The organism is Priestia aryabhattai, assembly GCF_023715685.1.
Lineage (GTDB): Bacteria > Bacillota > Bacilli > Bacillales > Bacillaceae_H > Priestia > Priestia aryabhattai_B.
Genome location: NZ_JAMBOQ010000005.1, coordinates 98,154 through 110,608, shown reverse-complemented (window position 1 = coordinate 110,608; position 12,455 = coordinate 98,154). Strand labels below are relative to the sequence as shown.

Sequence of the window (12,455 nt, the reverse complement as noted above, 5' to 3'; positions counted from 1 at the left end):
GAGCATTCAGTCAATATCTTTTCGTTCTTTTGTTCATATTCTATTTAAACAAGGTGACACTAAGAACAACATAAAATGTATTTACATCGGGAAAAGAGGTGACATGATGAGCGGCATGGTTGTGATTTTACTTTTTATTATTTTTATTGCTTGGCTTGCAATTGACCTTGGCGTTGGAAAGAAAGTATTTTCTCAGGCTGAAAATACATTTCCAAAGCGCCGTGCTTCTCTTTTTTTATTCGCAGACGGGAATGTCTTGTATAAAGATTTATTTCACGAAATAGAAAATGCCTCTTCATTTATCCATTTATCATTTTATATCGTACAAAATGATGAAATTAGCCAAGAATTTTTAGATTTATTAATCCAAAAAGCACAGCAAAATATTGAAGTCAGATTATTGGTAGACCGTGTAGGAAGCTATAAAATCAAGAAAAACAAAATTGCATTCTTAAAGAAGCAAGGTGTTCATTTTGCTTACAGTCGAACGCTTCGGTGGCCTTATTTGTTTTATACACTCAACGCACGCAATCACCGTAAAATGGCCATTATTGATGGGAAAGTTGGCTACATTGGCGGTTTTAATATCGGAAGAGAATATTTAGGACTCGACGCTAAGCTTGGGGTGTGGAAAGATTACCACCTGCGTATGGAAGGTGAAGGCATACAAGATCTTCACATGCAGCTGTTGAGCGACTGGTATGCTGCTACCGGCTTAGACCTGCGTAAAGTGGAAAGATACTTTCCGCCAACCTCTGAAGGAGACTATGTCATTCAACTACAGTCGACTGAAGGTTTTTCACTTGAAGAAAGCTTTTTATCGATTATCAACCAAGCCAATAGGGAATTGTACATAGGCACTCCTTATTTTATTCCAAGTGAACCTTTGATGAATGCTTTACTGCAAGCTCGTGCACGAGGAGTACAAGTTCATATTTTAATTCCAATGCGTGCAGATCAACCGCTTGTTCATCATGCTGCATTTGCCTATCTTCCCACATTACTTCAAGCAGGTTGTATGATTTATCAATATTATTACGGTTTTTACCATGCAAAAGTATTAATTGCAGACAATGTTATATGCGATGTAGGAACGGCTAATTTTGATAAAAGAAGCTTGTTCTTAAATGCTGAAATCAACTGTTTAATCTATGATGCAACATATATTGAAGAGGTAAAGAACAGCTTTAAAGCTTGTATGGGAGAATGCCCAATTTTGTCTTTAGAAGATGTCAAAAACCGAAAATGGAGTGAAAAACTAAAGCAAGGATTTGCAACCTTTATTTCTCCGTTACTTTAATGAACGAAAAGAGGAAGATTTATAATGAAAATTAGATTTGGCTATGTATCACATGCCCTGTCGCTTTGGGACTGCTCACCTGCTAAAACCCTCACGTTTACTAGATGGGGAAAAATGAAAAAAAATGAGGGGCTGGATAAGCTTCATCACGTTACAAAACAAAATTTGAATCATACTAAGCGCGCTTTGCATTTTAATATTGCCCATGAAATTATGCTGTATCGATTGTCATCTTCTCTTGTCCCTTTAGCTACTCATCCTGAAGTAGATTGGAATTACATTGATGCGTTCCAAGACGACTGGTCAGAGATAGGAGAATTGATACGGAACCATCAGCTGCGCGTGAGTTTTCACCCCAATCAGTTCACGTTATTTACAAGCGATAAAAAACCCATTACAGAAAATGCGGTAAAAGATATGGATTATCACTATAGAATGCTTGAAGCGATGGGAGTAGCGGATCAAGCTCTTATTAATATTCATGTAGGAGGAGCTTATGGCAATAAAGAAAAAGCGATCGGTCGATTTCATGAAAACATTCAAACGCTGCCGCCTATCATTAAAAAGCGCATGACTCTTGAAAACGACGATAAAACATACACAACTGAAGAAACATTAGCTGTATGCGAAAAAGAGAAATTCCCTCTCCTCTTTGATTATCACCACCACAAAGCAAATGAAGGAGAAGAACCTCTTGAGCTATTGCTCCCTCGTATCTTTGACACGTGGAAACATATCGGGTTAAAACCAAAAGTACATATCTCTTCTCCTAAATCTGAAAAAGAATTTAGAAGCCACTCTGATTATGTTTCAACTGATTTTATCGCACCTTTTTTGCAAATTGCTAAGGATATCGGACAAGATTTTGACGTAATGATTGAAGCAAAGTTAAAAGATAAAGCGTTGCTAAAATTAGTGGAAGATTTAGCATCAATGAGAGGAGTGAAGCGCACGGGAGGTGCTACGCTTGTTTTTAAATAAAAAAGAGCCAAGAGGCTCTTTTTTTGTTACATTTTTTCAGGTGCTGAAACACCAATTAGTTTTAAAGAGTTTTGAAGCGTTACTTGAACAGCTTTCACTAGTTCAATACGCGCTTTACTTGTTTCTACATTATCGCTGTCTAATACTTTTTCTGCATTATAGAAGCTATGGAACGTAGAAGCGAGATCAAATACATAGTTCGTAATGCGGTGCGGAATACGTTTTGTTGCTGCTTCCGCTACGGCCTGAGGGAACTCTCCGATTTTCTTCAGCAGTTCCATTTCTTTCTCTGCACTAATTAATGAAAGGTCAGCGCCAGATGTTGATTGAATCCCCATCTCTTCACCTTGACGAAGAATACTGCAAATACGAGCATGAGCATATTGTGCATAGTATACAGGATTTTCATTAGATTGAGAAACAGCTAAATCTAAATCAAAGTCTAAATGTGTATCCGCACTTCTCATCGCAAAGAAGTAACGAGTTGCATCAAGGCCTACCTCTTCTACTAGATCACGCATTGTTACAGCTTTGCCTGTACGTTTACTCATCTTCATTTTTTCGCCATTTTGATACAGTTGAACCATTTGAATAATTTCTACTTCAAGCGTATCTTTTTCATAACCAAGCGCTTGAATCGCCGCTTTCATACGAGGAATATATCCATGGTGATCGGCTCCCCAAATATTAATTAGCTTGTCAAATCCGCGTTGAATTTTGTCCTGGTGATAAGCAATATCTGGCGTTAAGTACGTAAATGAACCGTCATTTTTAATTAACACACGGTCTTTATCATCACCAAATGTTGTAGAACGGAACCACGTAGCACCTTCTTCTTCATATACGTGGCCTTGTTTTTTCAACGTTTCAAGTGCAACTGAGATTTTATCATTTTTATAAAGGGACGTTTCAGAATACCATACGTCAAATTTCACACGGAACTGTTCAAGATCACGCTTTAATTTAGCTAACTCATAATCTAATCCGTATTGACGGAAGAATTCAAAACGCTCTTCTTCAGAGGCGTTTACATACTTGTCTCCGTGCTCTTTTGCTAGCTCTTTTCCGATGTTTATAATGTCAGCACCATGATAGCCGTCTGCAGGCATTTCTTTCTCTAAACCAAGAGCCTGCATGTAACGTGCTTCTACTGAATAAGCCAGGTTATTAATTTGGTTACCAGCATCATTGATATAGTATTCACGGGACACATCGTAACCTGCTTTTTCAAGAACATTACATAATGAGTCTCCAACTGCAGCACCGCGGGCATGTCCTAAATGTAAATCCCCTGTCGGATTAGCTGAAACAAACTCAACCTGTACTTTTTGTCCATTCCCTACGTTTGTTTGACCGTACGCTTCACCAGCTTTTACAATCGTTGGGATAAGCTCTGTTAAATAAGAGTTATTCATATAAAAGTTGATGAATCCAGGGCCTGCAATGTCAATTTTCTCGATAGATGCTTTTGATTTATCGAAGTTTGCTACAAGCTCTTCAGCGATAGCACGCGGTGCTTTTTTGGCAATACGAGCTAGCTGCATAGCCATATTGGTAGAATAATCACCATGTGTTTTATCTTTTGGGGTTTCTAATAGAACTTCTGGAAGTTCTGCTTTTTCAGCAAGTCCTGCTTTGACCACAGCATCTTGAATTTCAGCTTTTAATTTTTGCTGCACTTGTTCGACGATGTTCATTTTTTCTCCTCCTTGAATGTAATGGTTAACGCATATTTCCCGGTAGGCTGACCCTGTACTTCTAGATCATACGTTAAAAATAATCGACCCTTTTGAGTCATTTGTTTATATTCAATGTTATGAGCGAATGTTAGTAAATCCATACGTCCATAAGGGCTTATATAAGTTCCTTCGATCTGTACCTTTTTACGAAACGATTGCTTCATTTGAACAGCACCGGTTCGGTTAATTGATACTTCATCTTCGCTAATTTTTACCATTGTTCTAATATCTCCGATTTCCTCTTGGTGCTCTGTGTATGTAAGATAAATTTTCGATCCTTTTTCATAATACATACCTTTTGCATTTACCGATGTTGTCTCTTTTTGGTGACTATCACGGATATCTGTCACGATTTTAACTTCAATGGGTTTTTTGACTTCTGAAGCGTTACTCACAAAAGACACTTCCTTATTAGAATGAATACGTTATAACTTAAATAGTATAAACATTCTAAAGAAAGAATTCAATAATACTTCAAAGGAAATATGCTAGATACGCCGAGAATTCCTCTTTTCACTGTGTGTCACGTACTCACATATTTCAAACAAAAAAGGCGGCCACAAGCGGCCGCCTTTTCACTTTATTTATTTCTTTTGCACCCAGCCTAAGATCATTTCGCGAATAAGCTTGCTTGCTGTATTAGCTGTTTGTTCAGACGGATCATAAATTGGAGCTACTTCTACTAAATCTCCTCCGACAATGCGAAGATCTGATTTAGCAATTGCATGAATAGAAGCTAAAAGCTCTTTTGATGTAATACCGCCTGCATCTACTGTTCCTGTACCAGGAGCGTGCGCTGGATCTAATACATCGATATCAATTGTTACATAAACAGGACGACCTGCAAGTGTTGGTAGAATCTCTTTTAACGGCTCTAGAACTTCGAACTTTGAAATATGCATGCCGTTTTCTTTTGCCCATTGAAATTCTTCTTTCATTCCTGAACGAATACCAAATGAATAAACATTCTCCGGTCCTATTAGTTCTGCAACTTTACGAATTGGAGTGGAATGAGAAAGTGGTTCTCCTTCATACTCTTCACGAAGGTCTGTGTGAGCATCCATATGAATAATGGCCAAATCAGGATATTTTTTATACATAGCTTTCATAACAGGCCAAGAAACCAAATGCTCTCCGCCCATACCTAATGGGAACTTGTCGGCTGCTAAAAGCTGATCAATATACTCTTCAATCATATTCAAGCTGCGCTGAGGATTCCCAAATGGAAGTGGAATATCTCCTGCATCAAAATATTTTACTTCCTCTAGCTCTCGATCTAAATAAGGGCTGTATTCTTCTAATCCAATTGATACTTCACGAATACGAGTTGGGCCAAATCGTGAACCTGGACGATAGCTAACTGTCCAGTCCATTGGCATTCCGTAAAGAACCGCTTCACTTTCTTCAAAAACAGGGTGACTGCCGATAAATACATTACCTGAATAAGCTTCATCAAAACGCATATTTTGTTCCTCCTTCATTACTCATAGAAAAGATGCCAGCCTTAAACCTCTGGCATCTCACTTGTATGTGATAACTTATTTAATAAGATCTTGCACAAATTTAGGTAAAGCAAATGCCGCTTTGTGCAATTCTTTTGTGTAATACTTTGTATCAATATCGAAGAAACGATCTTCGCTTACTTCTAATGGATCATGTTTCTTTGAGCCCATTGTAAATGTCCATAAACCGCTTGGGTATGTTGGAATATTTGCTACGTATAGACGTGTAATCGGGAAGATTTCTCTTACATCACGCTGAACATTTGAGATAAGCTCTGGCGTGAACCAAGGGTTGTCCGATTGAGCAACAAAGATACCATCTTCTTTAAGTGCTTTGGAGATACCTGCATAGAATCCTTTTGTAAATAAATTTACAGCTGGACCTACCGGCTCTGTTGAATCTACTAAAATGACGTCGTATTCGTTCTCACTTTTAGCGATATGCATAAATCCATCGTCTACTTGTACATCAACACGAGGATCTTCTAGTTTGCCGGCAATTGAAGGTAAGAATTTTTTTGAGTACTCAATAACTTTCCCATCGATATCAACTAACGTCGCTTTTTTTACGCTTGGGTGTTTCAAGATTTCACGGATTACGCCTCCGTCTCCTCCACCTACAACTAGTACGTTTTCTGGATTTGGATGCGTAAATAACGGTACATGCGCAACCATTTCATGATAAACGAACTCATCTTTTTCTGTTGTCATAACCATACCGTCAAGTAGGAGCATGTTACCAAACTCTTCTGTTTCAACCATGTCTAATTTTTGAAACTCCGTTTGCTCTGTATGTAAAGTGCGATTAATTTTAGCTGTAATACCAAAGTTCTTTGTTTGCTTTTCTGTGAACCATAATTCCATTTCAAACTCTTCCCTTCTATTTTGAGAATTAACCTATGCATAGATTACCCTAACATAATTTATACAAACATGAAAAAAGTATAGATGAATTCAGCAAAAAAGCAAGTAAAATTTTTAGCAATGGAGGTTTAAAACTACCTTTTCTATTTCATACTGATGATAGATACAAGCTTTAGAATCTACTTGCACCGCTCTTTTAATAGAATTTTGTTGTTTTGAAAATAACATGTACGGTGCATAGTGACACATATTGGTGGTGAATGGAAATGGAAACGGTATTAACCGAACATTTAAAAAAGGCAAGACGCATCTTCCGAATTCTTCTCGTCCTTGGTATATTAGCGGGGGCTTTATTGTTGTTTGCCTACATAAGTATCTTTCTCTACGCCAAAATCGCTGGCCCCCCTCCGCTAAACGTTTCTCAAACAGCTGTTTTCTACTCAGCAAACGGTAAAGTTCTTGATGAAGTTCACAATGGACAAAAGCGCTACTGGGTTTCACTTAATCAAATTTCACCTTACGTAAAAGATGCGACTTTAGCCGTTGAAGATAAGCGCTTCTATGAGCATCACGGCTTTGATATGCATCGAATTGCCGGAGCAATTTTAGCTGATATAAAAGCTATGGGAAAAGTACAAGGTGCGAGTACCATTACTCAGCAATACGCACGCAACTTGTTTCTAGAGCACGACAAAACGTGGACTCGAAAGCTTCAAGAAGCGCTGTATACGATCCGGTTAGAAATGAATTATAGCAAAGACCAAATTCTAGAAGGCTACATGAATACGATTTACTACGGCCATGGAGCTTACGGAATCGAAGCGGCAGCGAGGCTGTATTTTGATAAGCACGCCAAAAATTTGACGTTAAGTGAAGCAAGTATGTTAGCAGGTATTCCAAAAGGCCCTAGCTACTACTCCCCTCTTATTCATCAAGAAAATGCAAAGAAACGACAAAACATCATTTTATCTCTAATGAAAGAGGATGGAATTATTACAGCGAAACAAGCAACAAAAGCGCTTGTAACACCTCTAGCATTTGCGAAGCCTGCCGAAAAAGATCCTAACAAAGAAGACGCTTCTTACTTTATGGATGCAGCGCTAGCAGAATTAAAGCAAGATTTAGGCATTGATGAAACCATGATTTATACAAATGGACTTCGCGTTTATACAACGCTGGACGAAAAGATGCAGCGAACGGCAGAAGAAAAAATGAAGGATGTTATCAGCAGCTCTTCAGATGTACAAAGTGCATTTGTCGCCATGAATCCTAAAAATGGACAAGTGAAAGCTCTTATTGGTGGAAGAGATTACGAAAAGAGCCCGTTTAATCGCGCTACTCAAGCAATAAGACAGCCTGGCTCAACGATGAAGCCATTTTTATACTATGCGGCATTAAAAGACGGTTTTACTGAATCAACTCCAATGAAAAGTGAAGAAACGACGTTCAAATTAGAAGATGGAGTTTCGACATACACGCCTAGTAACTATCACAATTATTATGCAGAAGCTCCTATTACAATGGCTCAAGCCATCGCGCTTTCGGACAATATTTATGCAGTAAAAACGCATTTGTTCATTGGAGAAAATCGCTTGATCGAAACGTCCAAAACACTTGGAATATCGTCACCTTTAAAGAAAGTTCCATCTTTAGCTCTTGGAACTTCGCCTGTCAAAGTCATTGATATGGTTAATGCGTATGGTATCTTCGCTAATGGTGGAAAAGAAATTCGTCCAACTTTTATTAAACGAATTGAAACCCATGACGGAGAAGTCGTCTATCAAGCTCCTTCTGAACGGAAACAAGTAATTGATAAGCGCTATGCTTTCCTTACTACGCACCTAATGACAGGCATGTTTAATCAAAAGCTAAATGGCTATACAACAGTCACAGGAAAGCCTATTTCTAAATACGTATCTCGTCCTTATGCTGGAAAATCCGGCACAACCTCCACGGACAGCTGGATGGTTGGCTACTCTCCACAGCTCGTTTCAGGGGTTTGGGTTGGATATGATCAAGGAAGAACAATGGATGATGTAGCTGAAAAAGGATACGCCAAAAAGATGTGGGCACTATTTATGGAAGATGCTTTAAAAGGGAAGAAAAAAGAAAAATTTAAAGCACCAAACGGATTAATTAGTGCGAACATTAATCCTCAAAATGGAAAGTTAGCCTCCAAATCATGCCCTGTTCAATATAAAGCTTATTATTTAACTGGAACACAGCCAAAAACATATTGTACCGACCACATCGATCACGCAGCAAAAACGAAGAAAAAAGAGCATGAAGCAGAAGATAAAAAGTTTCATTGGTTACCAAAATGGTTTGATTAAAAAAAGCTTAAGGCCAAGGCCTTAAGCTTTTTTTCTTAGTATTACGATGTTTGAAGCGCTTCTTTTAAGTCATCATTAGATAACGTCCAGATTTCTTCATTATGAGACTTCAAAAACTCACGAAGCAAAGCCTTAGACTTGTTATCCATTTCTTCTACCATAATGCGTCGTTTTAAGGATTTATCCATTTTGTTCACATGTTCAGGAAGTGACTTATATCCGCGGCGAATTTCACGATCCACGGTCATTTCACATGCTGTCATACCTGCGTAGTAAGATCCTTCTTGCTTGCGATCAATCGTTACCCACACAAGCCAATATAACTTGCCGTTTGGCACCTCGTCTTTATTCGGTAAGAACTTAATTCCTTTTTCCACTACACTTCTTGCATGCATCGCACCGATATCCACAAATACTTCTTCATCGCTCGGACAAACAAAAACGGGTGAAATGTTTTCTAAACTTAACGCTCCAACCCCGTAACCGCCGTGGCCGTCGGTTGAATCGTCTTTTATGATATTAAATCCTATACTTTTCTTTTTTGGCTGAGTCATAGTAAGCCTCCTCTATTCATTAAATCAGTGGTGCTAATATCTGCTGAAAGATATTCATAACAAACGTTGCTGCTCCGTTTAGAAGCGGCCAGATCACAATTCGATCCAGGGGTGTAATCACAAGAATCAAAAATACAAAAATACCCCAAGATTCATACTTCGTCATTTTGGCTCGCGTAGACGGCGGAACGAGGTCTTCAATCACGCGGTATCCGTCTAAAGGCGGAAAAGGCAACAAGTTAAATACACCTAGCGTTAGGTTTATTTGAATAAATAATGTAAAAAAACGATAAAGCGCATCGTTGTCCACTGCGGCATTGCTCATCAAATAATAAATAAGCAAGCCGATAAATGCCAACACCAAGTTGCTAAACGGTCCCGCTATCGATACTAGAATACCAGCTAAACGAGGCTTTTTAAAGAAATAGCGATTAACAGGAACCGGCTTCGCCCATCCAAAACCTGCGATAATTAACAAAAGCGTTCCAAATGGATCTAAATGAGCCAGCGGAGAAAGCGTTAGCCTTCCTTGCTTTTTAGCCGTGTGGTCTCCAAATAAATAAGCTACATACGCATGTGCAAACTCATGCAGTGTGAATGCAACAATAAGCGTCATCACCACGTAAGGAAGGTCTTGCAATGAAAAAGCTAAAAAATGTTCCACTCTTTATCTCCTTTATTTTAAAATAATTTCTACACATCACATCTACTAGATGAATCGTTTTTACGATAAGAAGAATACAAGGCGTCTTGAATATGCCCTTGAAGGTCTAATGTGGGCTCTCTTTAACTACACGTGTTTTTCTACATCGATGTTATTATAAAAAGTATACTACAGATTATGTCCTCCATCACTATCTCATACTGTCATTTTATTCAGAAAACGGGTACACTAATCATATACTGACCAAAAAGGAGTGTATACATTATGCCAGTTGTGACTGTTAAGATGCTTGAGGGCCGTACAGATGATCAAAAAAGAGCTCTTGTTGAAAAAGTAACGGATGCCGTTGTAGAAACAACAGGTGCAGCACCTGAAAAAGTATCCATTATCATTGAAGAAATGTCTAAAAACCATTACGCTGTAGCGGGCAAGCGCATGAGCGATCAATAACGCCTACATAAAAAAGATGCCATAGGAGTCGGAGTCGACCTATGGCATTTTTTTAATGTACAGACAGCGTTGCCTGGAGCTTTTCAATATATTCGTATGCTTCTGCAATGTCTTTTTCTGTATAGTTTTGCTTACGCTTTAGCGTAAAAACTTTTTCTTTTACTTCTTCTTTAGGTAAATTATCAAAATATAAAATCGTAGAGACGAGCTCCAAAAATTTAGAGCTTTGTTCGTTCATATCCTTCATACATTCCTGCAAGTGAGGAAGCTCTAAGTCATAGTGACTTAAAAATCCTTCTCCCGCTTCTGTTAATCCGTAGCGATACTGCATGTATCCGCCTTTTTTCTCTTTAATTTCACTTAAAAAGCCCAAGTTACACAGCTCTTCAATTCGAAGCGTTAATTCCTCAGAATAGGGTCCAAAAAAATGAAAATTATACTTTTCATAAAAAGGAAACTTCAGTTTTTTTCCGATAAATATCATCTTTTGTAACTTTTTTCTGCCAACAACTTCTCCCGCCGCGGAAAATACTTTCACAATCTTTGCGTGATCGTTTAACACAGCCCCTTCAACTCCTATACTATTTAACTCTGATCTCCTTTTAGTAAGTTTATAATCTGATCTTTAACTTTTCGCTTAGACGACAATTGATCAATGAGATCTTGTGGAAAATATAATTTATGATCGGTTCTTTTTTTCCCTGAAATTGCTTCAACAATCTCCGACTGACGTGATAATTCACGCACTTCATTATTTGGCATCAACAGATGAATCGGCAAGCGCTCTTCTTCTTCACCCGGTCGATAAAAATCGTATGGTAAGTCGCTTGAAGAATCGACAACTAAATAATAATCTGGGTTAATGCCCGCTTTTTTAAATAGTGTTGTAAGCTCCATCCACATTTTCATTTGTGAATTTGGATTAAACTCAATGTATTTAAAAAGCTGACGATTCATAAATCTTCGGCATAGATCAGATAAAATTTCATCCTCTTCTTCTTCCCAAGCTTGAAAATAGAATAAAATAACAGATTCATCTAATTTCAAATACTCTTTTAGCGATATTTCTTCTTCAAAAATCGAATAAAAATGAGTCGGCTCCTGCTTGAACTCATAGTAATGATAATGGAGCTCTTTCGCGCGATGTAAAATTTTTGTCAAAATAACTTCAGCACTTCTCGTAACAGGATGGAAATACACTTGCCAGTACATTTGATAGCGGCTCATAATATAATCTTCAACCGCATGCATACCGCTGTGTTTAATCACAGCTTGGTCTTCCCGAGGACGCATAACACGAAGAATTCGTTCCATATCAAAGTGACCGTAGCTTACTCCTGTGTAATACGCATCACGCTGCAAATAATCCATGCGATCCGCATCAATTTGACTGGAAATTAAACTAACGACAAGCTTATTTTCATATGTTTTCGCGATTACTTCGGCCACTTTTTTAGGAAAATCCTTTCCTACTTTCGTCAACACTTGATTTACCTCCGTGTCACCTACGATAATGGCTTGCGTAAATTCTTCATGATCTAAGTGGAAGACCTTCTCAAACGAATGAGAAAACGGACCGTGGCCTAAATCGTGCAGTAAAGCAGCACAAAGACAAAGAAGACGCTCATCTTCATTCCATTCAGGGCGTCCTTGAAAACCGTCATCAATAATACGGCGCACAATTTCATAAACACCTAAGGAATGACTAAAACGGCTGTGCTCAGCCCCATGAAACGTTAAGTATGTCGTTCCTAGCTGTCTAATACGACGCAGCCTTTGAAATTCGGCGGTACCAATTAGCTCCCAAATAACACGATCTCTTACATGGATATAGCGGTGAACAGGATCTTTAAATACTTTTTCTTCATTGAGTTTTTCATTAGGATATGTCATTTACATACCTCTCTATCTTCACTTTGTTGTTGCTATAATTTTTCGACACTCACTTCCTATTTTCCTATTCAGAATAAAAAATCACCTTGTCAAGCAACCAAGGTGATTTACCTAACAAACAAAACGATTCTGTTTGTAAGAAGCTCGTTCGACAAATAAGTAGCAGAAAAGCAGC

At 38.3% G+C, this 12,455-nt stretch carries 12 protein-coding genes; 4 read left to right on the top strand and 8 right to left on the bottom strand.

Translation table 11 applies throughout. The features are described 5' to 3' along the window. Positions 1-106 precede the first annotated feature (106 nt). Positions 107-1,300 (top strand): cardiolipin synthase, encoded by a 1,194-nt coding sequence (gene cls, locus M3225_RS21540; RefSeq protein ID WP_251397095.1) that lies wholly within the window; start codon positions 107-109, stop codon positions 1,298-1,300. 24 nt (positions 1,301-1,324) lie between these two features. Continuing rightward, positions 1,325-2,281: a UV DNA damage repair endonuclease UvsE gene (gene uvsE, locus M3225_RS21535; protein WP_251397092.1), complete on the top strand. Its 957-nt coding sequence runs from the start codon at positions 1,325-1,327 to the stop codon at positions 2,279-2,281. 26 nt (positions 2,282-2,307) lie between these two features. Here the strand turns inward: uvsE and argS are convergent, their stop codons facing one another. From argS to speE, 4 genes are all read right to left on the bottom strand, one after another. Further along, on the bottom strand, positions 2,308-3,978 hold the full coding sequence (gene argS, locus M3225_RS21530; RefSeq protein ID WP_045293806.1) for an arginine--tRNA ligase: 1,671 nt from the start codon (positions 3,976-3,978) through the stop codon (positions 2,308-2,310). Next, positions 3,975-4,415: a DUF1934 domain-containing protein gene (locus tag M3225_RS21525; RefSeq protein ID WP_251397089.1), complete on the bottom strand. Its 441-nt coding sequence runs from the start codon at positions 4,413-4,415 to the stop codon at positions 3,975-3,977. The genes argS and M3225_RS21525 overlap by 4 nt, the downstream gene beginning before the upstream one ends. 189 nt (positions 4,416-4,604) lie before the next feature. Further along, positions 4,605-5,483, bottom strand: a complete 879-nt coding sequence (speB, locus tag M3225_RS21520; protein WP_013059842.1) for an agmatinase — start codon at positions 5,481-5,483, stop codon at positions 4,605-4,607. Between the two features lie 75 nt (positions 5,484-5,558). Continuing rightward, positions 5,559-6,386, bottom strand: a complete 828-nt coding sequence (gene speE / locus M3225_RS21515; protein WP_013059843.1) for a spermidine synthase — start codon at positions 6,384-6,386, stop codon at positions 5,559-5,561. 266 nt (positions 6,387-6,652) lie between these two features. Between speE and M3225_RS21510 the strand changes: the two genes are divergently transcribed. Next, positions 6,653-8,719: a transglycosylase domain-containing protein gene (locus tag M3225_RS21510; protein ID WP_251397086.1), complete on the top strand. Its 2,067-nt coding sequence runs from the start codon at positions 6,653-6,655 to the stop codon at positions 8,717-8,719. Between the two features lie 41 nt (positions 8,720-8,760). Here the strand turns inward: M3225_RS21510 and M3225_RS21505 are convergent, their stop codons facing one another. Further along, entirely contained in the window at positions 8,761-9,273 is a 513-nt protein-coding gene (locus tag M3225_RS21505) for a YwhD family protein (protein WP_074681860.1), read from the bottom strand. 19 nt (positions 9,274-9,292) lie between these two features. Further along, positions 9,293-9,937 carry a site-2 protease family protein gene (locus M3225_RS21500; protein WP_251397083.1) on the bottom strand — a complete coding sequence of 215 codons (645 nt, stop codon included), beginning with the start codon at positions 9,935-9,937 and terminating at the stop codon, positions 9,293-9,295. Positions 9,938-10,201: 264 nt separating this feature from the next. Here M3225_RS21500 and M3225_RS21495 point away from each other — a divergent pair, with 264 nt between their 5' ends. Beyond that, on the top strand, positions 10,202-10,387 hold the full coding sequence (locus tag M3225_RS21495; protein ID WP_013059847.1) for a 2-hydroxymuconate tautomerase: 186 nt from the start codon (positions 10,202-10,204) through the stop codon (positions 10,385-10,387). A gap of 52 nt (positions 10,388-10,439) precedes the next feature. Here the strand turns inward: M3225_RS21495 and M3225_RS21490 are convergent, their stop codons facing one another. Both M3225_RS21490 and M3225_RS21485 read right to left on the bottom strand, forming a co-directional pair. Further along, entirely contained in the window at positions 10,440-10,949 is a 510-nt protein-coding gene (locus M3225_RS21490) for a YwgA family protein (RefSeq protein WP_251397080.1), read from the bottom strand. A gap of 23 nt (positions 10,950-10,972) precedes the next feature. Beyond that, positions 10,973-12,280: an HD domain-containing protein gene (locus tag M3225_RS21485; protein ID WP_251397077.1), complete on the bottom strand. Its 1,308-nt coding sequence runs from the start codon at positions 12,278-12,280 to the stop codon at positions 10,973-10,975. Between the last annotated feature and the right edge of the window lie 175 nt (positions 12,281-12,455).